General features: G+C 51.3%; 23 protein-coding genes. 14 read left to right on the top strand and 9 right to left on the bottom strand.

Translation table 11 applies throughout. From position 1 onward, the window contains the following. Positions 1 to 116 precede the first annotated feature (116 nt). Both R6H26_RS11255 and R6H26_RS11250 read left to right on the top strand, forming a co-directional pair. A complete protein-coding gene (locus tag R6H26_RS11255; protein WP_404783513.1) occupies positions 117 to 665 on the top strand; it encodes a helix-turn-helix domain-containing protein in 549 nt (182 codons plus the stop codon). 26 nt (positions 666 to 691) lie between these two features. Continuing rightward, complete coding sequence (locus R6H26_RS11250; protein ID WP_404783512.1) at positions 692 to 1,318, top strand: transposase; 627 nt, start codon at positions 692 to 694, stop codon at positions 1,316 to 1,318. Here R6H26_RS11250 and R6H26_RS11245 read toward each other — a convergent pair. Further along, a complete protein-coding gene (locus R6H26_RS11245; protein WP_404790538.1) occupies positions 1,315 to 1,905 on the bottom strand; it encodes a hypothetical protein in 591 nt (196 codons plus the stop codon). The genes R6H26_RS11250 and R6H26_RS11245 overlap by 4 nt on opposite strands. Before the next feature lie 347 nt (positions 1,906 to 2,252). Further along, complete coding sequence (locus R6H26_RS11240; protein ID WP_404790537.1) at positions 2,253 to 2,405, bottom strand: hypothetical protein; 153 nt, start codon at positions 2,403 to 2,405, stop codon at positions 2,253 to 2,255. A gap of 144 nt (positions 2,406 to 2,549) precedes the next feature. On the opposite strand from R6H26_RS11240, the gene R6H26_RS11235 reads away from it, so the two are divergent. From R6H26_RS11235 to R6H26_RS11215, 5 genes are all read left to right on the top strand, one after another. Then, a complete protein-coding gene (locus tag R6H26_RS11235; protein WP_404790536.1) occupies positions 2,550 to 3,017 on the top strand; it encodes a MarR family winged helix-turn-helix transcriptional regulator in 468 nt (155 codons plus the stop codon). A 131-nt stretch (positions 3,018 to 3,148) separates the two neighbouring features. After that, positions 3,149 to 3,676: a hypothetical protein gene (locus R6H26_RS11230; protein ID WP_404790535.1), complete on the top strand. Its 528-nt coding sequence runs from the start codon at positions 3,149 to 3,151 to the stop codon at positions 3,674 to 3,676. A gap of 493 nt (positions 3,677 to 4,169) precedes the next feature. Continuing rightward, positions 4,170 to 4,445 carry a hypothetical protein gene (locus tag R6H26_RS11225; protein ID WP_404790534.1) on the top strand — a complete coding sequence of 92 codons (276 nt, stop codon included), beginning with the start codon at positions 4,170 to 4,172 and terminating at the stop codon, positions 4,443 to 4,445. Continuing rightward, positions 4,442 to 4,816: a hypothetical protein gene (locus tag R6H26_RS11220; RefSeq protein ID WP_404790533.1), complete on the top strand. Its 375-nt coding sequence runs from the start codon at positions 4,442 to 4,444 to the stop codon at positions 4,814 to 4,816. Before R6H26_RS11225 ends, R6H26_RS11220 begins: the two co-directional genes overlap by 4 nt. A 379-nt stretch (positions 4,817 to 5,195) precedes the next feature. After that, a complete protein-coding gene (locus R6H26_RS11215; protein ID WP_404791290.1) occupies positions 5,196 to 5,276 on the top strand; it encodes a helix-turn-helix domain-containing protein in 81 nt (26 codons plus the stop codon). A 229-nt stretch (positions 5,277 to 5,505) separates the two neighbouring features. Here R6H26_RS11215 and R6H26_RS11210 read toward each other — a convergent pair whose 3' ends face one another. The 5 genes from R6H26_RS11210 to fabD form a co-directional block, all read right to left on the bottom strand. Continuing rightward, entirely contained in the window at positions 5,506 to 6,963 is a 1,458-nt protein-coding gene (locus R6H26_RS11210; RefSeq protein ID WP_404790532.1) for an efflux RND transporter periplasmic adaptor subunit, read from the bottom strand. Between the two features lie 45 nt (positions 6,964 to 7,008). Then, complete coding sequence (locus R6H26_RS11205; RefSeq protein WP_404790531.1) at positions 7,009 to 8,175, bottom strand: quinone-dependent dihydroorotate dehydrogenase; 1,167 nt, start codon at positions 8,173 to 8,175, stop codon at positions 7,009 to 7,011. Positions 8,176 to 8,235: 60 nt separating this feature from the next. Beyond that, positions 8,236 to 8,430: a DUF2949 domain-containing protein gene (locus R6H26_RS11200; protein ID WP_404790530.1), complete on the bottom strand. Its 195-nt coding sequence runs from the start codon at positions 8,428 to 8,430 to the stop codon at positions 8,236 to 8,238. Positions 8,431 to 8,639: 209 nt separating this feature from the next. Beyond that, positions 8,640 to 9,278 (bottom strand): lysophospholipid acyltransferase family protein, encoded by a 639-nt coding sequence (locus R6H26_RS11195; RefSeq protein ID WP_404790529.1) that lies wholly within the window; start codon positions 9,276 to 9,278, stop codon positions 8,640 to 8,642. Continuing rightward, positions 9,275 to 10,189, bottom strand: coding sequence for an ACP S-malonyltransferase (gene fabD, locus R6H26_RS11190; protein WP_404790528.1), 915 nt, complete (start codon positions 10,187 to 10,189; stop codon positions 9,275 to 9,277). The genes R6H26_RS11195 and fabD overlap by 4 nt, the downstream gene beginning before the upstream one ends. Positions 10,190 to 10,304: 115 nt before the next feature. Between fabD and R6H26_RS11185 the strand changes: the two genes are divergently transcribed. Further along, complete coding sequence (locus R6H26_RS11185; RefSeq protein WP_404790527.1) at positions 10,305 to 11,060, top strand: M15 family metallopeptidase; 756 nt, start codon at positions 10,305 to 10,307, stop codon at positions 11,058 to 11,060. 295 nt (positions 11,061 to 11,355) lie between these two features. Here R6H26_RS11185 and R6H26_RS11180 read toward each other — a convergent pair whose 3' ends face one another. Next, positions 11,356 to 12,705 (bottom strand): IS1380 family transposase, encoded by a 1,350-nt coding sequence (locus tag R6H26_RS11180; protein WP_404783571.1) that lies wholly within the window; start codon positions 12,703 to 12,705, stop codon positions 11,356 to 11,358. Between the two features lie 256 nt (positions 12,706 to 12,961). On the opposite strand from R6H26_RS11180, the gene R6H26_RS11175 reads away from it, so the two are divergent. The 3 genes from R6H26_RS11175 to R6H26_RS11165 all read left to right on the top strand — a co-directional run bounded on the left by R6H26_RS11175 (position 12,962) and on the right by R6H26_RS11165 (position 19,071). After that, positions 12,962 to 17,140: a chemotaxis protein CheB gene (locus R6H26_RS11175; protein WP_404790526.1), complete on the top strand. Its 4,179-nt coding sequence runs from the start codon at positions 12,962 to 12,964 to the stop codon at positions 17,138 to 17,140. Between the two features lie 126 nt (positions 17,141 to 17,266). After that, positions 17,267 to 18,502, top strand: a complete 1,236-nt coding sequence (locus R6H26_RS11170; protein ID WP_404790525.1) for a pentapeptide repeat-containing protein — start codon at positions 17,267 to 17,269, stop codon at positions 18,500 to 18,502. A 26-nt stretch (positions 18,503 to 18,528) separates the two neighbouring features. Then, positions 18,529 to 19,071 carry a gluconokinase gene (locus tag R6H26_RS11165; protein ID WP_404790524.1) on the top strand — a complete coding sequence of 181 codons (543 nt, stop codon included), beginning with the start codon at positions 18,529 to 18,531 and terminating at the stop codon, positions 19,069 to 19,071. A 13-nt stretch (positions 19,072 to 19,084) separates the two neighbouring features. On the opposite strand, the gene R6H26_RS11160 is transcribed toward R6H26_RS11165, so the two are convergent. Then, positions 19,085 to 19,819 (bottom strand): sucrose-phosphate phosphatase, encoded by a 735-nt coding sequence (locus R6H26_RS11160; protein WP_404790523.1) that lies wholly within the window; start codon positions 19,817 to 19,819, stop codon positions 19,085 to 19,087. A gap of 81 nt (positions 19,820 to 19,900) precedes the next feature. Here R6H26_RS11160 and R6H26_RS11155 point away from each other — a divergent pair, with 81 nt between their 5' ends. From R6H26_RS11155 to R6H26_RS11145, 3 genes are all read left to right on the top strand, one after another. Further along, on the top strand, positions 19,901 to 21,166 hold the full coding sequence (locus R6H26_RS11155) for an MFS transporter (RefSeq protein WP_404790522.1): 1,266 nt from the start codon (positions 19,901 to 19,903) through the stop codon (positions 21,164 to 21,166). 49 nt (positions 21,167 to 21,215) lie between these two features. Further along, complete coding sequence (locus R6H26_RS11150; protein ID WP_404790521.1) at positions 21,216 to 21,782, top strand: Uma2 family endonuclease; 567 nt, start codon at positions 21,216 to 21,218, stop codon at positions 21,780 to 21,782. Between the two features lie 116 nt (positions 21,783 to 21,898). Further along, entirely contained in the window at positions 21,899 to 22,231 is a 333-nt protein-coding gene (locus tag R6H26_RS11145) for an HU family DNA-binding protein (RefSeq protein ID WP_404790520.1), read from the top strand. Positions 22,232 to 22,277 lie beyond the last annotated feature (46 nt).

Here is a 22,277-nt window from a genome sequence, read left to right as displayed (position 1 = left end):
CTCTTGTTTAAGAGAAGTCTAGCAATACTAGTCAAAATTGAGTTGGTGGACTACTAGTACAGCTTGGCTAAAGTAGATCTACCATTGAGAGGTAGAAGAGAAGAGGCTTCAAAGCGATGCCCCAACTGTCAGCAAAGCCAATCAATCTCAGTGAGTCAGAGAAAGCGGATTTAGAGAAACTCTTGAGGCGTTCGAGCACGGCACAACAGATCGCCCTGAGAGCCAAAATTATCCTACGTGCATCAGCAGGAGAAAGTCATGGAGCAATATCACGCGCACTGAACATCACCAAAGACACCAGTCGGTTATGGCGCAACCGATGGCTAGAACTGAGCGATCGTAAGCTGTCAGTAGAGGCGCGGCTAGAGGATGCAGCTCGCTGTGGAAAGCCAGCAACCTTCACCTTAGAACAACTCACTGAGCTCTATGCCCTAGCGTGCGACCCACCCGAGAAATATGGTCGTCCCATCAGTCATTGGACCCCTCGAGAACTTGCCGATGAGCTGATCGCGCAAAAGATCGTTGAGAGCATTAGTCCACGGCATGTCGGAAGACTCCTGGCGGAAGCAGACCTCAAACCTCATCAGAGTGGTTACTGGTTACATCCCCCCCCGACCCAGCGTTCAAAGCCAAGGTCGAAGATATCTGCGAGGTCTATGAATTAGCGCTCGAGAGAGCCGAACGGGGAGAGATGACCTTCAGTTTAGACGAGATGACGGGAATTCAAGCCTTGGAGCGTCGGATGCCAGATATTCCCATGAAGCCGGGACGTGGTGTAAAAGTTGAGTTCGAGTATCTCCGGCATGGCACTCAGGCGCTGATTGCTTCATTTAACGTCGCCAGTGGTCGCATTGCTCAGGCTGACGTAGGAGACAGCCGCACGGAGGAAGATTTGGACACCCATATCAGGGCACTGCTGGCTCAGGATCCAGACGCGCTGAAGACGCACCTGGTGATGGACTGTCTCAATACCCATCAATCTGAAGCATTAGTCCGGATTGTCGCTGAGCTTGAACCACTGACCCTTGAGTTGGGAGAAAAGGGTAAATCTGGCATTCTCAAATCGATGGACACCCGCGCTGCTTTCTTGAGAGACCCCGCTCACCGTCTGGTCTTACATTTCACCCCTAAACATTGCTCTTGGCTCAATCAGATTGAGATTTGGTTTAGCATTTTGGTGCGTAAGTTATTGCGGCGCTCGAGCTTCACCAGTAAGGCTCACCTCAGAACCCGTATCCTGGAATTTATCGAATACTTTAACCGCACGATGGCAAAGCCGTTTAAGTGGACTTATAAGGGCAAGCCTTTGACCGCTTAGATGCATGAGAAACTTACGCCAAGCTGTACTAGTTCAATAGCCACTAATATCGGCAGTCCATAGAAGAATGTTTCATCCCCGCCGACGCAAATTCCTACCCGTGCTCCAGCTTGACACGACGCTGTTTGCTCTGTTTCATAGGCGAGAATACACGCCTTGACCTTCACTTCAAGTGTTCGTAGGGCACTCGCGGAACACCCAAACTGATGCGCTAAGCGCAGACGATGGAAAAAGCTCGACAGACTATCTGAACCGATGCCCCCTTTGACCCCAAACTCGTAAATTACCGCCAAGACTAATAATCTCAACCATTCACGCCCTGCTTCTGTTTCCCAAAAGTATGACTCAGGAGACTGAGAACGTCTTTTGAGGGCTTGGACATGACGACCGACACTACTTTTCGGTATGCCCGTGAGCGCTGCAATGGCGCGCAGACTCTGATGCGTTTTCCCGCTAATGTAGACAAAGACTTTTTGACACCGTTCCTTTATATTGAGCCCACATTCCGCAGGTTGCAGAGCTAATTTTTGAATTAAATTGGAAACCCTTCTAGGAAAAGGGTTTTGAGGAAATGGGGCGTTTGACAAAAACTGTTAGATATTCTCAACATGTAAAGCTTATTGAGAATCAGAATGTCGCTGATGGCTGTAACCCCAGTCGCTTCGTAATAAATATCCGAAATCATTTTGAACCTGCGGAATGTGGGATTGAGAGTCATCGTTACCCTGGTTTAACTCATCAAGGTACGATACTCGACCTTGGGCTTCGGCTCAGGGTTTTTCTTTAATATCCACACATCTGTCCCGTTTTAAGCTCTATCCCTGAGAACGAAAGGTTACTAGCGGCGGGTGAAGCGGAACATTATGCTGCCTTCATTCTAGGTAAGGACAGTGATTTAACCCACATTCCGCAGGTTGCAGAGCTAATTTTTGAATTAAATTGGAAACCCTTCTAGGAAAAGGGTTTTGAGGAAATGGGGCGTTTGACAAAAACTGTTAGATATTCTCAACATGTAAAGCTTATTGAGAATCAGAATGTCGCTGATGGCTGTAACCCCAGTCGCTTCGTAATAAATATCCGAAATCATTTTGAACCTGCGGAATGTGGGATTTAAAGCTTACTGGCGAGTTTTGGGACTTTGAAAATCCGTTGAACAGTTTTTTGGGATAAGTTGCGGCAATCGCTATAAGATAGTTAATACGCTAACTAATCAGTTAAATCCCCCGACCGAATGCCTAGTTCATCATCTAATGCTGAGTTTCTCCAGCAATGGAGATATGCCCTCGCGCCTCACAACTTGGGGCATCAACTGAAGCTTGCATCCCAACTGATGTATAAAGATTTTCTTGAACGGCTTGAACCCTATGGTCTGACACCCTTTCATTACCTAGTTCTATGCTGCCTCTGGGAAGAAGATGGTCTGACTACGACAGGCATTGCTGACAGACTCAAACAGCTAGGTGCAACACTAACCGGAGTTGTCGATCGCATGGAAGAGCGAGACCTCGTTTATCGGGAGCGCAATTCCGACGATCGTCGCATCGTCCAAATCTGGCTCACGGCAGAAGGCAAAAGACTGATGCACATCCTGCCTCCCCTCGGCGCAGAGACTGTGAAAAAAGCGACTGAGAACATTTCTGAAGCAGAGCAGAAGGTTATGCTAAAGCTCCTCGACCAAATTATCCAGAACTTTTCCTAAGAATGATAGCGGCAGGATCTTGACTTTCCGTGAGTTACTTAATACGCTAACTATTAATACGTGAATTTTCGTCTTGCGCGGATTGGAGCCGCACAAGCATAAGCTTTTGATAGAAATATTTTGGAGGAAACATGCCGAAGTTAAGTATCCATCAAAGAAACTGGTTGCTGTCAGCACACATTGGCTTTGCCGCATTATGGACAGGAACCGTCTTGAGTATGTTTTTGCTTTCGTTCAGAAACACTAATCCAGTTAATGCCGAGGTGCTGAACACTCTCAATTGGGCAATTAATCTTCTGGATGACTGGATTGTAATTCCTTCGGCTATTGGCTCTGTCATAACAGCAACATTTCTATGCTGGATGACAAAGTATGGATTTACCAAATTTTACTGGGTGATTACCAAGTGGGTACTAACGACTGGCTTAGTTATATTTGGGACATTTTGGCTATTTCCGTGGGGAAATGCTGCTGAAAAATTGTCAGAGCAAGAGGGGTTAAAAGTCTTGAATAATTTGGTTTATAATTTTGATGCGAAAGGTGTGTTGGCTGGAACTCTAGTTCAAGTTCTTGCCTTGGTTATCATTATTGCAATCTCAGTTCTCAAGCCTTGGGGAAGACGACCAGATGCAGCGAAAAGCCAAGTCAGTGCAGACTAGAAGAGAAGTTGCGGAAGCATAACAATCCGTTTGCACATCGACCGTATCAGGTCAATCGGTTGAGTCCGAGAGATTACTAGCGGCGGGTAAAGCGGGTCGTTAGACCACACAATTACAATACGCTAGGCTTGAAAACTGTCTGAATTTTCTTCATGCCAATTAGCATCTATCGAGACGATACTGCTGAACGTGACCAGATTGCTTGTCCATGTGACTAAAGATTGGGATTTGTCAAATCAAGTCGAAGCTTTGAGTGTGTGGTTAGAAAAGAATAGTGATAGTCTTCCGGTCGGCTCGTATATTGCAGATATCGGATTTTGTTGGCGACGAGAGGCAAGTGGAGATGGCGCAGTACTGTTACCTAAAGCGATGAAGAGAATGTCAGACGTTGGAGTGTGTTTATTTCTGTCTGAATATTCAGGATTTTCCGATTCCTGATGAGCTATTTGCAGACCAAGGTAAAATTGAGAGGTGCAGTCGATAAGAGAGCAAAATGATGGTAGTTCGACAACCTCGATACAGCAAAGAAGAGTTCGCTCAGCGTGGTGACGAGATTTATGAGTCTCAGGTACGCCAGCAGGTCGAGGAAGGCAATCATGGGAAAATTGTGGCGATCGATATCGAAACCGGAGATTTTGAAGTCGATCAAAGCGAAATTGCTGCTTGCGATCGCCTCGAAGCTCGCCGCCCAGATGCCCAAATTTGGATTGTGCGGATTGGTTCTCGTCATGTTCGTCGTTTTGGCGGGCGCAGTCGGAGAACTGCATGATTACTGGGTTCGTAAATGTCGAGTTTGAGCCGATTATTCCCCTGTCCATTCATCGGGCTGATGGCAAAGTTTTTACGCAAGATGCAATCGTAGACACAGGGTTCAATGGTTGGCTTTCTTTGCCTCCTGATTCGATCGCTGAATTGAACTTGAAATGGAAAAGGCGAGGTCGGGCAATCCTTGGAGACGGCAGCGAGTGTGTTTTCAACGTTTACGAAGTGGTTGTCGTCTGGGACGATACGTTGCTTACAATTCCAGTAGATGAAGCTGACGCAGAACCGCTGGTTGGGATGTCGTTGATGGAGGGCTACCAGCTAACGATGCAGGTTTTTGAAGGCGGTCAGGTTGAACTTCGCAAAATCACGGTCTAACAATCCCGTTGCACACCGACCGTTGAGAGTCTTTTCGTTGAGTCCGAGAGTTTACTAGCGGCAGGTGAACGGGGTCGTTAGACGCCGTGGCCATTTCAAGCAGGTTTCAGCCTCCGAGAAACGGGAATTGTGAGTAATCTTCTGCAAGGCGGCATCGATATCAGTTTTATTGCGTCATCGACAGGTTCATCGATCGCAGAAGTGCAGTAGCTTCAGCTATAGGTAGAAGACAACACCTTAAAATTTTAGGGAAAGCACTATAGAAGTGGAAGGATGGTACCGTTCGACAAAAGGATGATTCAACTGAGTTCGAAAAAGAAGGGCAAAAATCGAAACCAAAACTGACGATCTTCATCGAGGATATGTTTTGCTTTGAAAGATTCGGGAAAGGCTGAATCTGACTCAGGAAGAAATGGCTCGACAGGTTAGAGTCAAGCAACCAGCGATCTCAAAAACTTGAAAACGGCGATCGCCGTCTGACGCTGGAAACGCTTTTTGAGATTATTGCAGCACTGGGTAGAGCATGAGAGCTTAACATGAAGTTGCCAAGCAATGACGTGATGGAGTTGACTGGAAGCGAAGATTTTGCAGTTTCTCAAGCGGAATGATGAGTGGAGCGGAATCCTTGATCTGGACCTTGGTAGATCGGATACTCTCTAAAACTAAGTTCATAGGTTAGTGTTCGTAGATTAGTTTTTACCTTCCTCTGGCTGTTTGGGTTCGAGCCCTTTCGGATAATCGATAAACACTCGCTGTCCAGCACTGAGACCCTCTAATACCTGCGTTTGAGTTTTTACAGACGCGCCAATGGTGATGGGCTGGAATTTGGGCTTGTTGTCGCTGTCGGGGAGGTAAACACCCGTTTCGCCTTTACGAGTGGCGATCGCCACGGTCGGAATCACGAGGGCATCTGCCACTTTTTCGCCCAGGAACATCAGATCTGCGTTCATTCCAGACAAAAGCTGATTTTGTCCGGTCAAGATAGAAACCCGCACCTGAAACGTCGTCACGTTTTGGTCGATCACGGCCTCAGGCGAAACCAACCGAACCCGCCCCTTAAACACTTTCTCTGGGTAAGAATCGACATTGATTTCTACAGGTTGGCCCAGACGAATTTTGCCGATATCTACTTCAGCAATCTTTGCTAAAATTTCGAGTTCCTGAGCGACCGCCACAATGGAAGTCGAAGTTGCCGAGGACGTACTGGATGCTGACGTCGTAGGGGTTACAAACGCACCGATCGAAGCGTATTTTTGCGTCACAACTCCAGAAAAGGGCGCGCAAATCACAGTATCTGCCAAGCGAGACTGCACCACCTCAAGCTGACCCACCGCCGAATCAACCTGCGCTTCAGCCTGCCGAATATCTTCAGAACGGGTGCCATTTACAGCCAATGAATACGCAGCACGGGCTTCGTCCACGCTGGCTTGGGCGCGCCCCACCTCCTCGCTGCGAGTGCCTGTTTCCAATAAATCTAGATTTTGCTGCGCTACCGTTAAATCTGCCGCAGCAGTTTGAACGTCGGCATTAATTTCGTTATATCGCTCTAGGCTGACAGCCCCAGCATCTTTAAGCTGGGTATATTGTCGCAGCTTAGAATTTGCCAGATTGACGCGAGCGCGAGCAGAAGCAACCTGAGCCCGAGCCCGATCGATCTCTTGAGTGCGGTTGCCGTTGCGAAGCGCTAAAAGTTGCTGCTGCGCTTGATTTAAACGGGCTTTAGACTGCGCGATTTCTTCCGGTCGGCTGCCATTGCGCAGTTTTTCTAGATTGGCCCGCGCTTGAGCGACGCCCGCTTGCGCTTGAAGCAATTGCCCCTTCAAGTCTTGCTGGTCCATATAGGCAATAATTTGGCCCTGCTCCACGCGATCGCCCTGCTCCACCAACAGTCGCTTGAGGACCCCTGCTGTCTTAGGACTGAGGTTGACACTTTGAACCGGAGTAATCGTTCCGGTAGCCGAAATCCTGAGCGTAAAAGGCTCCGATTTAACCGGAACGGTATATTGACTCAAGTCAATTGCCGCCCTATTGCGTTGCGTTAAAGCGAAAGTACCCGCACCAATCCCGATCAATCCAGCACCGATAAGCGCGACTACCCAAGATTTGGGCCAACTCACCTTACCCGCGTTGTAAATACCCTGGCCCATAAAGTTGTTACGGTTCTTAACTGATCCTATGGTAACGAGATTTACCTAGGATGCGCGATAGGGCAAACCCGTACCGACCGCCTCGCTAATATGATGGAGCTGGTGCAGCTGCAGCGATCGCACCAGTCCCTCTAGGATCCGGCGCACCATCCAGGGGCCTTCGTAGGTCCACCCGGTATAAACCTGCACGAGGCTGGAACCTGCCGCTAACTTTTCCCAAGCATCGCGCGCCGTAAATACCCCACCCACGCCAACAATAGGCACCGTTCCCTGGGTAGAGTCCCAAATAAACCGAATAACTTCAGTCGATCGAGCGCGGAGGGGCGCTCCGCTCAACCCTCCCGCTTCTTCGAGGGGCGATCGCCCTGTGGCCAAAAGCCGCTCTGTCTTCAGGCCTTCGCGGCTCAGGGTTGTATTGGTCGCAATCATTCCGGCAAGGCTGTATCGCCGCACGAGATCCGCGATGGCAGCAACATCTTCCCAGACCAGATCGGGGGCGATTTTGACCAAGATCGGTTTGCGGAGCGGGTTTTCTTGCTGGAGGGCGCTCAAAATGGGTTCCAGTTGCGCGACGGACTGAAGCGATCGCAGTCCCGGCGTATTGGGCGAGCTGACATTGACAACCCCATAATCGCCGAAGTCCCGCAGCAGTCGGAAGCTCTCGCAGTAATCCCCAACCGCATCTTCCAAGGGCGTAATTTTTGACTTACCCAGATTGATCCCGATGGGAACGGTCGGCAATCCGACCCGATCGAGCGCGGCACTGCGGCACTGCGAAGCCGCCAACACCTCGGCCATACGGGCAGCACCCTTATTGTTAAAACCCATCCGGTTGATGGCAGCTTCATCGGCGGGCAGGCGAAACAGACGGGGTTGGGGATTTCCGGGCTGGGCGTGACGCGTGACCGTACCTAATTCTGCAAAGCCAAAGCCAAAGGCAGGCCATACGTTACTGGCCGCGCCATCCTTGTCGAAACCAGCTGCCAACCCAATGGGATTGGGAAAACTCAGCCCCCAGAGCGTTTGGTTCAGCCTTGCATCGGTCCAACCCAAACGGCTGTAGATTTGCTGGAGGGTCCAGCGGCCCCAAGGGCGATCGCAGTTGCGTTCGAGGCGATCGCACAACTCCATAAACTGACGGTGAACAGTCTCGGGATCGACCTTTAAGCCAGAAAACATCAAGGGGCGCAGGGCAAATTGATAAATATCCACAAATGTCTTCCAGTCTTGCTACGACCCTATGATGCTTCTCTCGCGACCGACGATCGCCCCCTAAGCGGACTCAAGCCAGTCGAAGATCTGCGCCACCTGGTCGATCGTAATGAGTCCATACTGCCATAATGTCATCGGCAAACAATTAGGCATGGCCGCACAGTGCTTCAACGCGAGAGCGATCGCCCCGACGGGAACGGCCAGGTCTTCTCTCAAAAACTGAATTAACCTCTCTTGCCTTGGGGAGTCGGTCATGGCGGCAAAATGAATTTATGTTACTTAACTTAACATTGCTCAACTTAACCTAACAAACGAGATTCGCGATGGGGCCGCCAGACCCATACGGTTTACCGTAACTCAACCGCCAAGCACAAATACTCAACCTTCGCCCTAGTGAAGATTGAGTGAAGGTTGAGTATCGAAGGCTGCTCAGCGCGAACTCAGTCCAGCGTTAAGGCTGCTGGCTACCGTCCTAAATCGTGCATGGCATTGATGGCATCGGCACAGCGCTGAGTAACGGCTTGAAGAGCGGCGCGATCGCCAAGCGCAGGCGGGTCGATCGGCATTCCGATCCGTACGGTGAGGGGCGTTCGTTTGGGTAAATATTGGCCCTTCTCCACAATATTGTGGGTTCCCCAAAGGCTAACAGGCAGCAGAGGCGCTCGGGCTTTTTGGGCAATCAGCGCGGCCCCCAGCTTCGGATCCGTAATGCGACCGTCGGGAGTACGATTCCCCTGCAAGAAGATGCCCGCAGCCCAGCCGCGCTCCAGAGATGCCAAGGCCGCGCGAATCGCGCTGCGGTCCGCCGCCCCTCGATTGACGGGATACGCGCCGTACCATCGGATGAGCGTCGAGAGGACGGGCACCTCAAAAAGCTCTTGCTTTGCCATGTAGGCCACAGGTCGCCGGACACAGCACGAAACGATGGGCGGGTCGAAATCGCTGGCGTGGTTGCTGACGACGACCAACTTGCCCTGAGGGGGAACATTCTCAGCGCCATAAACGCGCGCTTGAAAATAGCCGTACAGCATGGGGCTGACCGCAGACCACTTAAATAAGTGATAGAGCGCCAAGCTAATCAAGGGTTCTCGCGGCTGCGTCATGCGACTTCTACGCAAGAATCGGCAGAAGTATAGGCCGCCAAGTTGGCCAGCGTTCCCATTTGGGTCAGTTTCATACCGGGGCAGGTTCGCTTCACCAACCCCGTCAAAACTTTACCAGGTCCGACTTCAATGACTTCTTCAACGCCCATTTCCGTAAGCGCCAAGCATATTTCCCGCCAGCGCACGGGTCCCGTCATTTGCTGCATCAAGCGCTCTTGTAACGTCGCGGCATCAGTAGCTGGGGTGGGTTCGACGTTCGCAATGACAGGCACCTGCGCGTCGCGAAAGAGAACGGATTGCAGGACTTCGCTGAACTCCTGGGACGCTTGGGCCATCAACGGAGAGTGAAATGCACCGCTGACCTTCAAAGGTACGCTTCGCTTGATCTTAACGCTTGCCAGCAAAGCATCAACTGCTGTAGGGCTGCCGGAAATTACGATTTGATCGGCATGGTTGTCATTGGCTAACACCACGTCTGGGATTGCAGCTACCGCAGCGTCTATGGCATCCCGGTCGAACCCCATCACCGCGACCATCTTGCCGCCAGAGGCGTCATCCATCAGCTCTGCCCGACGCTGGACCAGCTTCAATCCCGCTCTAAAGTCCAGGGTTCCAGCGGCATAGAGGGCTGCGTATTCCCCCAAACTATGACCCGCCATGACCGCCGAGCGGCAGCCTTTTTCGCGGAGCAAATCGGTCAGAATTGCTGAAATAACGTAGAGGCAGGGCTGCGTGTAGAGCGTTTGCGATAGGATTTCGAGTTCGCCCTTACAGCAGTCTAAAATAGACCAGCCTAAAATCTCTTCGGCTTGATGGTAGCGCTCTCGTGCGATCGCCGTCTCTAATAGATCGACCCCCATCCCGACAAGTTGCGAACCTTGTCCTGGAAATACCCATGCAGTTTTGGTCATTCGTCCTGTTTTCTCGATCGTTGCAATTGGTGTATCCTTCAGTTTCTCACCGAACGGTATCCTCCGATCCCCAACGCTTAACTCTCCTTTAAAAAGGTTAAAACGATAACGCGCTATGCCTGCCAAACCTTACTGGGACATTCCAATTTTTGAATCCGAAGAGCCGCTCGTCTCTATGCCAAAGGACGCGTTTGTCTACGCCGACCCGCACCCTTACATGGCATTGGGCGCGCCCTATGGCGATGCCTCTCCTTTTTGCGTGCGGGAAGGCGTGCTGGCGGCCCTGCTTGACGCTCAATCAGCGTTGCAGCGGCGGCAGCCTCATTGGAAACTTTTCATGTTTGACGTTTACCGTCCCGTAGCGGTGCAGAAATTCATGGTGGAGCAGACCTTTGACGAGCTATTGCAAGCAAAAGGATTAGACCCGTCCGGCCTTTTACCCGCTCAGGTCGAAGCCTTATGGGAGGAGGTTTATCAACTCTGGGCACCCCCCAATCTAGACCCTAAAACGCCGCCACCCCACAGTACAGGGGCAGCAGTAGACCTGAGCTTATTCGACACCTACGCTCAAGAGACGGTCTTTATGGGTTCGCCGATCGACGAGCTGTCGGCGCGATCGCAGCCCGATTATTTTGGCAATCTGGCTCGGGATTTGACCGTTGCGACGGGCGATCGTAACACTGCTGCTTTAGCCCACGCCCATCGGCAATTGCTTTACGAAGTCATGCATCAGGCTGGATTTCAGAGGCACCCTGGGGAGTGGTGGCATTTCAGCTTGGGCGATCAAATGTGGGCTTGGCGATCGCACCAAGAAACTCCCATAAAGTCCTATACAGCTAAATATGGAAGAATTTTGCAGGACGGCGAATGAATAGCATAATGACTAGTATGTCGAAGTTGGCCCGTACGGGCGCGATTTCGATCGCTAGGCACCTTTGCAAAGGTAGAAGGCTTTCATCTTTTCGGGCAAGTCAGCCTTAACGAAACACATCCTAACCTGCATTATTCACGAGGTGTATGAGGAGTTGTAAGTTTCACCAAAATTAGAGCTATAGGATGAGATGAAAAGTAAAAGTAGGCAAAAAAGCGATACAAATCGGCTCAAAAAGGCTAAAAACACCTATATTTCCGACAAATAGAGACAAGAATCCTATGACGGGCTTGGCCTACTCAAATTTGAGGGACTGGGACTGGGATAAGTTCCGAGAAATTTGACGCATCTCCTGGGCATAAGGGCAAAACGCAGCCAACTCCACCAGAATCCGTCGGGTAGAAACCGTTACCTTGGCAGCTCCTTTAATGAGCAACAACCGTAGGCGTTCCACCTGAGCCGTTGCCAGTTGTGTTCCATGGGCCGCTTGGCGAATTGCAATCATCAAAATGTAAGCAGCTTGAGCCAAGAGCAGACGAAACTGATTGGCAATAAAAGTGCTGCAACTGAGACGATCTGCTTTGATGCCGAGTTTGAGTTCTTTAATGCGATGCTCGCTGTCGCCGCCGCGTTGAACGTAGAAGTGGTCGTACAATTCTTGAGGCGGTTGCTCCAGATTGGTCACCACAAATCGAGGATTGGGGCCTTGGTCGAGCCATTCTGCCTTCATGACTAATCGTCTGGGTTCATCCCACGTCCGTGCCGCGTAATAGACATCGTCAAACAAGCGAGCCTTTTGCTGGGTTTGGATGTGTTGCAATCTTGCCCGTTCGAGCAAATCGGCAATTTTACGCTCCAATACCGCATTGCGGATAAAGCCAAGGGCATAGCCCACCTTGGAGCGTTCGCAAACCTGCATGATTTCGGGTAAGGAGAATCCCGCATCGCCTCGCAGAATCAGTCTCACAGACGGCCAAACGCGTTTGAGTCGCCAAAATAGCCAGCGTAAAATGCCTGCGACGCCTTTGCCTGAATGACTATTGCCCGCGCGTAACTGCAAAATCAACGGATACCCTGTACTGGCCTCGTTGATGAGCACTGGAAAGTACATATGATGACCGTAGTATCCATGGAAACAGCTCAATTGTTGATTCCCATGGGTTGGGTCGTCCCAGCCATCGATATCCAACACGATTTCGTCGGGTGCGCTCTTGTAGCGTTGGATGAATCCATCCACCATTCGGCTGCGCATGGCAGCGACTTCTGCTTTGCCAATGTGGTTCTCAAGTCGAGTGATGGTGGGTTGGCTTGCCAGTAAATCTGTTCCGACACTCGGCGATCGTCCGCAGGCAACCTTGAAGATGGGGTCGTGGCGCAGCACGTTACTGTCATTGGCATCTTCGTACCCTCCCACCATTTGATATACGCGTTGACTGACCAACTGATGCAGGTTATGGGTGATTTTGCTCGGGTCGCGCCAGTCCTGGATACACGCTGACAATCCTCGACACACTTGAACCTGCTCTTCTGCTTGTCGAGCCAGCAAGATCCCGGCATCTGAGCTTAATTCTAGATCTGAAAATCGAACGACTAAAGGGCGTGGCGTGGGGAAATTGTAGGGCAGGTCCGAATGACACTCTGTCATGGCACAATGGAGATACTAAAAACTCTAGAGAGCCTGATTCTAAACCGTTTCAGGCTCTCTTTTCTTGTGTTTTCCTATCTCTCATGAATTATCCAGGCTAAGGTCGATGAGAACAGCGCCGTCATCTGTTAAATTTGTAGACTCAAAAAGGGCGTTGAATGCTAAATAACCCTGTGTAAAAAACCCTGTCTACGCTTCATTCGACGACTTCTCGCGCTTCTCTAAAAATTCATCTGGATCGGTCGCAGGCCCAATTATGAGCTTAGAGCAACCCCCTCGCACTGATGCTTCCTTTCCCATCGTCGGGATTGCCGCTTCCGCAGGCGGGCTGGAAGCATTTACAGACCTGATCGGCCATTTGCCTACCAATACGGGTATGGCATTTGTATTGATTCAGCATCTAGCACCCGATCGCGAAAGCCTGCTGCCCGAAATTCTAGGTAGAGTGACTGAAATGCCCGTGCGGCAAGTGCAAGACCGCATGAGGGTGGAGCCTAATGAAGTTTATGTCATTCCCCCTAACACCCAGATGACGCTGGTAGATGGAATGCTGCATCTGGCTCCACGTCAAAAAATCAACGGGAGATATCTGCCCGGAGATGTGTTCTTTCAGTCCTTGGCAACCGATCGGGGCAGCAAAGCGATCGCCATCGTGCTCTCGGGCAGCGACACTGACGGATCGCAGGGGGTCAAAGCTGTCAAGGTAGCTGGGGGTGTCACCTTCGCGCAATGCGAAACCACGGCAAAATTTGACGGGATGCCGAGTACCGCCGTTGCCACTGGAAGCGTGGACTTTGTGCTGCCACCGCAAGCCATTGCCGAACAACTGACCGTCCTCAGCCGCAGTTCCGTTTTCCTAGTTCCTCAGCCGATTGCGATAGATAGAGAACGGCCCGAACTCAGCAATGCCCTCTCTACCATTTTTGCTTTGCTACGAACGACCACTGGGGTTGACTTCACCTACTACAAGCCAACCACGATTAATCGTCGGATGCAGCGACGGATGCTGTTGTATAAGCTAGAGAGCCTAGACGATTACGCTCAGTACCTGCAAGGCCATCCAGATGAAGTGCAAGCACTGTATGAAGAAATTCTGATTCACGTCACCAGTTTTTTTCGCGATCCGCAAGCCTTCGAGCAATTAAAAACTCACGTTTTCCCCGCAATTTCTCAAAATAAATCGAGCGATACACCCATTCGGATTTGGGTGGCAGGCTGCTCCACGGGAGAAGAGGTCTACTCGATCGCCATTTGCTTGCTAGAGTTTTTTAGCGATCGCGCGACCGTCCCGCCAATTCAAATTTTCGCGACCGACATCAGCGAAGCCGCCATCAACCGTGCCAGATCCGGCTTTTACTTAGAAAGCCAAGTGGAAGCAGTTTCGCTGGAGCGTCGCAACCGTTTCTTCGTGCCATTGGCCCATGGAGGCTATCAAATCAGCAGTGCGGTGCGCGAACTGTGTGTTTTTGCGCGCCACAACCTAGGGAGCGATCCGCCGTTCTCCAACCTCGATTTGATTAGCTGTCGCAACGTGCTGATTTATTTATCCGACGCGTTGCAAGAGCAAATTCTGTCTCTGTTTCACTACAGCCTCACCTTAACGGGCTTTTTGCTGCTCGGACCGTCAGAAAGCGTCAAAACCTGCTCGGATTTGTTTGCGGTAGTCGATGAATCTTGCAAGCTTTACGCGCGGAAACTGACCCTAACGCGCCCCTTATTTTCATTCACAACCCGTTCTTATCCGGTTATCAGCATCGATAGTCGCACGCAAGTGGCTGACAATACTGTCGATCGCGCCAATCTAGCGCGTGAGGTCGATCAGCTGATCTCAAATCGATACGCGCCCGTATCTGTCGTGGTGAACGACCAGATGGAAATTCTCCAAGTTAGAGGAGACACCGATCCTTATCTGAAGCTAACCCCCGGAACCACAACCTTAAACTTGTTGGGGATGGCACGGGAAGGATTGGAAAGTCCCCTGCGTACGGCCATTTATCAAGCCCAAACTCAAAGCATTGGAGTTCGGCAAGAACAAATTCAGATTGAATGGGGCGATCGAGCGATCCTTCTCAACCTAGAAGCAATTCCATTCCAGTTTGCAAACGCAAACGCGCCCTATTTTTTGGTTTTATTTGAGGCGGTTTCTCCTTCAGATCTTCCTTCTAGCCCCCCAATGGTTGAAAGCTCGGAACCAGAAGACTTGGGACGCGAAATCATGCAACTGCGTCAGGCACTAGCTGCTGCCACCCAAAGGGAACTCTCGGCTCAAGCACACCTCCAAGCAGTCATTCAAGAACAGAACTACCTCAACCAAAACCTTAGAGTGGCAAACGAAGAAATTTTATCGAGTAACGAGGAGTTGCAAAGCACGAATGAAGAACTGCAAACGGCTAAAGAAGAGCTACAGGCCACCAACGAAGAACTCAACACCACCAACGAAGAACTTCGCAGCCGCAACCTGCAACAGAACCGAGACAACAGCGATCTAAACAATTTTATTGCCAGCATCGGCATCCCCATTGTCATGCTGACCAACGATCTGAGGATTCGCCGCTTTACGCCAACCGCACAGCGATTGTTCAATTTTATTTCCACCGATATCGGGCGACCCTTTAGCGATCTGCGCACCGAATTTGACATTTCCCATCTCGAACCAATGGTTTTGGAGGTACTGGAAACACTCAACACCAAAGAACAGGAAATCCAAACCCAAACCGGGTACTGGTATACGCTCCGCATTCGTCCTTATCGCACGACCGAGAACCAAATTGATGGCGTGACGATGGTTTTCCTCGATATCGATGCGTTCAAACGCCATGCTGACGTTTTAGAGTCCGCTCGTAACTATGCAGAAACGATCGTCGAGACCGTACAAACCCCGCTCGTGGTGCTCGATGCCGAGCTGCGGGTGAACCAAGTCAACCAAGCGTTCTACCAAACGTTTCGGGTTTCTGAGGCTGAAACCCTTCAATCTTTCCTATTCGAGCTAGGCAATGGGCAGTGGAATATTCCCCACCTGCGATCGATGCTGGAAGATCTGGTTGTCAATCACCATCCGGTTCAGAATTTCGAGGTAACTCACTATTTTGAGTCGCTCGGGCAAAAAACAATGTTGCTCAATGCTTGCAACCTGCAACGGGAGAACAATGCCGACATGATCTTGCTGGCTATTGAGGATATTACCGAGCGCCAGCAGTTTGAAATGGAGCGATTAGCACGCCAACAGGCAGAAACTGCCAATCGAGTCAAAGATGAATTTCTTTCAAACCTCTCCCACGAGCTCCGCAATCCGCTCAATACGATGCTGGGATGGTCGCAAATGCTCCGCACCCGCACCCTCGACTCAGTGGCAGCCGCCCGAGCCGTAGAAGTTATCGAGCGAAGTGCTAGGGCACAGGCTCAACTGATTGACGATCTGTTGGATGTCTCGCGCATCATGAGCGGCAAGCTTCGGCTTAACATCCACCCAATCGATTTAGGCTTAATCGTGCAAAATGCACTGGACGCATTCCAATTGGCAGCGGAAGCAAAAAATATTCAAGTTGTTTCGTCGTTGTGTGCCATCAATACGGTTGGCGATGCCGATCGCTTGCATCAAGTTCTCTGGAATCTTCTCTCAAATGCAATCAAATTCACGCCAGCGGGCGGGCGGGTTGAAGTCAACATGAAAGAGTGGAGGAGCGAAAGCGCAGGTGAAAATTCTCCTCCTTTCGTCCCCTCTTCCTCCCACCCCTCCATTCCTGCCTACGCCCAAATTACCGTCGCCGATACCGGGCAGGGCATTCCGGCAGAGTTGCTGCCGCATATTTTCGAGCAGTTTTGCCAGGGCGATTCCAGCACGACCAAAGCCAGCAAAGGACTGGGGTTGGGGCTATCGATCGTCCGGCATCTGGTCGAGTTGCATGGGGGCATAGTCCAGGCGGAAAGTCCGGGTGAAGCCCAAGGCACTACGCTAACGGTATGGTTGCCGTTGCCGTTGCTGCCCCAGCCCTCGGCATTGTCGAGCGGTACGGAACCGTCCTCACATACCATTGAGGATAGCGGGCCCGATCTGTCAGGCTTACAGATTTTAATCGTCGATAATGAGGCCGATACGCTGGAGCTATTAAAGTTTGTCTTGGAAAGCTATGGCGCTGAAACGCTGACCGTTAACAATGCTAGAGCCGCGATCTCCGCTCTCAACGAAACCCCCAACCGCTACAACCTGCTGATCTCGGATATTGGAATGCCAGAAGAAGATGGATACTGGTTGATTCGACAAGTGCGATCGCGCAGTGGCGAAGCGGGGGGACAAATTCCAGCCGTGGCGCTCACGGCTTATGCAAGCGATCGAGAACAACAACAAGCGATCGAGGCTGGGTTTCAAACCCACGTTGCTAAACCTGTCGAACCCGCCCAGTTAGCATGGCTAGTTGCAGACCTAGTGGGACGCTAGGCAATAGGGTATATTGCTTAAGCATTAAGGTAACGGCAATTAGGCCAAATGTATCTGCCACTGCTACACATGACTTGCAGCACTCGCGCATCCGATCGAATTTAGGACACTACCGTTAAAACTTGGATGAACAATCCGATTCCGCCCGCTTCCCAAAACCCAGAAGACGCCCCTCACTCAAGCGTTAAGGAAGACCTTCCCTCAGCCTTAGCGCCCCTCTATCGATCCAAAGCCTTTGCATACCTCAACGGTGCAGGGTTCGATGCGCGGTCCGTTCTAGCCAGTGCTGCCGCTGCCGCTGTCGTTCTGAGCGTTGCCCTCTTTTTCCGCATTCCCTGGCTGGGGATTCCAGCAGCCCTGGCGGCGATCGCCCTTACGGGCCGCGTGCTCTGGCCCGTCCTCAAGGCCGCCGCCAACGAATGGATTCCCCGTCCCCTCCAAACGATAATCGCGGCAGGGGCGATCGCCATCTTTAGCCTCATCGGGCTGCTCCAGTTTAGCGGCGTTACCGATCGGCTGGCCCCCAGCGATCGCGCTATCAACTGGGACGCTGTCGGCGCGCTTGGCGAAACTTTTGGAGCGCTCGGCCAAATTTTGGTCGCGTTTTTGGCGCTCTACGTGGCATGGCGGCAGTACGTGATTTCTAAAGACCTGACCAGCCAACAAAACCGCATCACCCAGCAGCAAACCATCGACGCTTATTTCCAAGGCATTTCCGATCTCATCCTCGACGAAGACGGACTCTTAGAAGACTGGCCCCCAGAACGGGCGATCGCCGAAGGCCGCACGGCTGCCATTTTGACGGGACTGGATAGCGAGGGGAAAGCCAAAATCATTCGATTTCTGTCGAGCGCAAAACTGCTGACGCCCCTAAAACGCGATCGCCGTCTCGGTCGTCCGATCTTTGACGGCCTGGGCGGCTATGAAGAAGATATCGAGTACGGCGTGCGGGTCATCGACCTGACAAATATGCTGAGCGGGACGGATCTCTCCAACAGCGACCTGCGCTCCACCGAACTCAGCGAAGCCAATCTCAGCAATATTAGCTTGGTCGCCTGCGACCTCACCCGTGCCAACCTTTCCCGAGCGCTGCTGTTGGCAGCCAACCTCAGACAGGCCGATCTTTCCCGAACCTGTTTTTTCCACGGCGATGTGGAGCTAGCCAGCCCGCGCGATCGTATCAATCCGCCCAATTACAGCACCGGAGCCTACACCGGAGCGGTCATCGAAGGCGCAGACTTCAGTCAGGTCAAAAATCTTTCGCAAGAACAGAGATACTACTGCTGCGCCTGGGGCGGCTCCAAAACGCGAGGGACGATTCCGGGCGGCTGCGGGGACGTTCCCAATAAGTTGGGCCGCTAGATTTTTAGCACGGGAGCAAAAGGCGCATGAAGGACTGCCCGTTGGTGTGGATCGTGATGGGGGTAGCGGGGTCGGGAAAGACGCGGATCGGTCGGCTGCTGGCGGAGCAGTTGGAGTGCGACTTCCTAGAGGGCGATCGCCGTCACCCGTTGCCGAACATTCTCAAAATGCAGTCCCAGCAACCTCTCAACGATACAGACCGTCACCAATGGCTGCTGGAAATGGAGGAGGATATTCGCCGAGCCGTCACGCGAAACCGAGAGATCGTCGTCAGTTGTTCTGCCTTGAAAGCATCTTATCGGACGCAACTGCGATCGCCAGGACGCGTGCAGCTCGTGTGGCTCAACGTCCCAAAGTCAGAACTAGAGCGAAGGCTGAAAACTAGAGCGAATCACTACATGAAGGCGGAAACGATCGACAGTCAAATTGAGGCTTTTGAACCGATCGGGACAGAAGAAAATGCGATCGCTTTAGACGGACTTTTGCCGCCTGTTGAGATTGTGGACGAATTACTGAAGCAAGCAATTCAATTGTTTCCAAGCCTGAAGAAACCTTGGTGGCAGAGATGAGCCGAACGTTCTCTCAACCCAACAAAACGCCAAAATGAGCCAGGCCCTCTAAAATCCCGGCAGCATAATGTGCGGTGGCTAGATATCGATGTGATGCAGGATTTTGGGAATGCCAGCTCAGCAGTTCGGGTTGGGCGTTACCGACGATAATGCCTTTGTTCTTGCCAAACAGCGCGATATCGTTGCCCGAGTCGCCGCAGGCCACCGTGTGGGCATCGCCAATCTCGAACTGGGCTTGGACAAACTGCATTGCTTTGCCTTTATCCGCCCCCTCAGGCAAAATATCCAGATCTTTACCGCCACTGTAAATCAGCTGACAGGATAACCCCTGCGCTCGCAGCGCTTCCGAGAGTTCCGCGATGACGTGGGAGGCGTCTGCTGCGTCCAAAAAATAACTGACCTTGAAGGGACGCTGCTCTGAGTCGGGTTGAGGTTGCAGCGTCTCAAACTGCTTTGCAAGCTGCCGTACGAGCGATCTATCCCAGCTTTGCTGGAGTTGGGCAGACCACGCCGCATCGGGCGGCTCCAAACTGCCTCTATAAATTTCCGTGCCTACCGCAGTAATCAAAACATCCGGCATCAGGAGAGGTGTTATCGTGCAAAGGTGGCGGTAGGATGCAAGCGATCGCCCGGTTGAGTAGACTAAAAGCATTTCCTGCTGCTGTCTGGCCTGAATAAATCGGTCATTGAGGAGATTCAGCGCCCCTAGATTTCCGACTAGCGTATTGTCTAGATCGGTGATGAGCATCGATCGCATTTAAAGATCCTCTCGAGTTAAATGTTGCATAGCGAAGCAATTTCCATCGTGCCTTATTAGGAGAAATCCCGTTTGAACTTGCTGCGCTGGCTTCCTAACCTAAACCGCACCATTTGGATTTTAGCGGCGGGCCGACTCCTCTCGCAGGTCGGCACGGGATTCACGCTCTTTTATTTACCAATTTTCTTTGTCAATGAAGTCGGGCTATCGGCAACCGCCGTAGGAGCCGCCCTAGGCAGTGCATCCCTTTCAGGCATGGTAGGTCGCTTCTGGGGCGGTGCCGCGATCGACTCCCCCGCGTGGGGACGACGGCGCACGCTGCTGATTTCAATGCTCATTTCTAGCCTGGGTTCCTTTGCGCTAGCCTTTGCCAACGATCTCGTCGCATTGGTGCTGGGCAACTTACTGATGGGGCTGGGCATCGGGCTGTACTGGCCGGCCACTGAAGCCGTGGTTGCAGACCTCAGTCCTCTAGAACAACGAGGAGAAGCCTATGCCATCACCCGACTGGCAGATAGCATCGGGCTGGGGTTAGGTGTCGTTCTGGGCAGCGTCCTGATTGCGTTGGCTCACGCCTACCGTGCGTTACTGATTGCCGATGGCCTATCTTTTCTGATTTTTTTCGGGATTCTCTATGCATTCATCGCTGAGACCATCAAGCCCAACCAAAAGCAGCATACCGGACTGAAGGGTTGGAAGATCGCACTGGGCGATCGCAGTTTCCTCATCTACATTGCCGTCAATATTTTAATCACCACCTACCTCGCGCAAATTAACAGCACGCTGCCCTTATACTTCAAAAATTTTGCGCGTCAAGGATTGGGATTTAGCGAATTGACGATCGGCACCCTGTTTGCATGGCACCTAGGTCTGGCGATCTTATTCCAGCTTCCCATCGCGCGATGGCTAAAGCCCTATTCTTATGCTCGGGGGCTGATGATTTCAATATTTTTTTGGGGCACGGGTTTTGGGCTCATTTGGATCTGCGGGGTGGCCCCAGCAGGTGGCTTGATTTGGGCCGTACTGGCGCTGGGACTGATGGCGATCGCCATGGCAAGCTATACGCCGACTGCCTCTGCGTTGGTCGTTGCCCTAGCTCCCGATTCCTTGCGCGGCGTTTATCTCTCGCTGAATTCTCAATGTTGGGCGATCGGCTATTTAATTGGGCCAGCCTTGGGCGGTGCCGCAATGGATCGGCCCCCCGGTCTCGCGAATGGTTATTGGCTGATGCTGGTGGGCAGCATTCCAGTAGGGTTAACGATCCTCAAAGCCCTAGAACGGCAACTTCAGAGGGTATCTCGATCAACCGATTTGGAATATACCAATCATTCTTCTTGAAGAGACCGGGGTAATAGAATAAAGTCAGCATCAAATTGCGAGGGCGACCATGAATCAGCCTGTCACTGAAAAAATTCGCTGGACGACGGCAGATCTGGAGCTGTTGCCAGAAGGCGATCGACGCTATGAAATTGTAGATGGAGAATTGCTTGTGACGCGGGCACCCCATTGGAAACATCAGAAAGCAGGCGGGCGGATCTATTCAGCGCTGGATGACTGGTCTTTGGAAACTAAGTTAGGAGAGACGGCGTTTGCACCGGGTCTGATTTTTTCCGATGCCGATAATGTAATCCCCGATGTGGTTTGGATTAGCAAGGAGCGTTTGGCTACTGGATTAGATGAGTCTGGGCATCTAACAGTTGCACCGGAGTTAATCGTGGAGGTGTTGTCGGCAGGAGCTGAAAATACGAGACGAGATAAGGATTTGAAACTCCGTCTCTATTCAGCACGAGGCGTGCGGGAGTATTGGATTATTGACTGGCTAGGGAAACAGGTGGAGCTATATCGTCGAGAGATGACTACGCTCTCTCTAACAGTTACGCTTTTGCCAGGAGATGATGTGACCAGTCCTTTGCTACCAGGTTTTACGTATCCAGTCGCTAGACTGTTTGAATAGCATGAATTTTTATAACAATAGATTTATTTTTTACAGCAAATAAAATAAGCCTGAATCAGGCCAAAAACCCCCTCCTCCTCAAGGAGGCTCAGGTTTGCAGCCCAAGGCTGATAAGAATGAAAAATAGCTTAGACCCGAACTTTTTATATCCTCAGCAGATGAAGTTGAGGCATCAACCATCAACGAACTCAAAGACTATGAAGAATGAAGATCTTGTTCAGAACATATCTGCACGAACTGGACTAGACCGTAAAACGGTCGATCTTGTCTTTGATACAGTTCTTGATGAAATTTACAATTCCCTGAAGCGTTGTGAAAGCGTAACGCTCAAAAACTTTGGTACCTTTTATATTCGCAAAGGTCACGGCCAACAGGTATTTAAGTTCAACCCTTCTCAAAAACTCCGCAAACTGTTCGGATGGGCATCCACCTATAAAGGTAACATTTAAGGAAAACGCAATCGCTCACATCATTTCAGAAACTGCGATCGGTTGC

Source organism: Altericista sp. CCNU0014 (assembly GCF_044923475.1).
GTDB lineage: Bacteria > Cyanobacteriota > Cyanobacteriia > Thermosynechococcales > Thermosynechococcaceae > JAAURS01.
This window is presented reverse-complemented; position numbering and strand designations above follow the sequence as displayed.

Coding starts and splice junctions, on each gene's coding strand:
- R6H26_RS11255 (WP_404783513.1), top strand. CDS start 117: ATGCCCCAACTGTCAGCAAAGCCAATCAATCTCAGTGAGTCAGAGAAA.
- R6H26_RS11250 (WP_404783512.1), top strand. CDS start 692: ATGACCTTCAGTTTAGACGAGATGACGGGAATTCAAGCCTTGGAGCGT.
- R6H26_RS11240 (WP_404790537.1), bottom strand. CDS start 2,405: ATGATTTCGGATATTTATTACGAAGCGACTGGGGTTACAGCCATCAGC.
- R6H26_RS11235 (WP_404790536.1), top strand. CDS start 2,550: ATGCCTAGTTCATCATCTAATGCTGAGTTTCTCCAGCAATGGAGATAT.
- R6H26_RS11230 (WP_404790535.1), top strand. CDS start 3,149: ATGCCGAAGTTAAGTATCCATCAAAGAAACTGGTTGCTGTCAGCACAC.
- R6H26_RS11225 (WP_404790534.1), top strand. CDS start 4,170: ATGATGGTAGTTCGACAACCTCGATACAGCAAAGAAGAGTTCGCTCAG.
- R6H26_RS11220 (WP_404790533.1), top strand. CDS start 4,442: ATGATTACTGGGTTCGTAAATGTCGAGTTTGAGCCGATTATTCCCCTG.
- R6H26_RS11210 (WP_404790532.1), bottom strand. CDS start 6,963: ATGGGCCAGGGTATTTACAACGCGGGTAAGGTGAGTTGGCCCAAATCT.
- R6H26_RS11200 (WP_404790530.1), bottom strand. CDS start 8,430: ATGACCGACTCCCCAAGGCAAGAGAGGTTAATTCAGTTTTTGAGAGAA.
- R6H26_RS11195 (WP_404790529.1), bottom strand. CDS start 9,278: ATGACGCAGCCGCGAGAACCCTTGATTAGCTTGGCGCTCTATCACTTA.
- fabD (WP_404790528.1), bottom strand. CDS start 10,189: ATGACCAAAACTGCATGGGTATTTCCAGGACAAGGTTCGCAACTTGTC.
- R6H26_RS11185 (WP_404790527.1), top strand. CDS start 10,305: ATGCCTGCCAAACCTTACTGGGACATTCCAATTTTTGAATCCGAAGAG.
- R6H26_RS11180 (WP_404783571.1), bottom strand. CDS start 12,705: ATGACAGAGTGTCATTCGGACCTGCCCTACAATTTCCCCACGCCACGC.
- R6H26_RS11175 (WP_404790526.1), top strand. CDS start 12,962: ATGAGCTTAGAGCAACCCCCTCGCACTGATGCTTCCTTTCCCATCGTC.
- R6H26_RS11170 (WP_404790525.1), top strand. CDS start 17,267: ATGAACAATCCGATTCCGCCCGCTTCCCAAAACCCAGAAGACGCCCCT.
- R6H26_RS11165 (WP_404790524.1), top strand. CDS start 18,529: ATGAAGGACTGCCCGTTGGTGTGGATCGTGATGGGGGTAGCGGGGTCG.
- R6H26_RS11160 (WP_404790523.1), bottom strand. CDS start 19,819: ATGCTCATCACCGATCTAGACAATACGCTAGTCGGAAATCTAGGGGCG.
- R6H26_RS11150 (WP_404790521.1), top strand. CDS start 21,216: ATGAATCAGCCTGTCACTGAAAAAATTCGCTGGACGACGGCAGATCTG.
- R6H26_RS11145 (WP_404790520.1), top strand. CDS start 21,899: ATGAAAAATAGCTTAGACCCGAACTTTTTATATCCTCAGCAGATGAAG.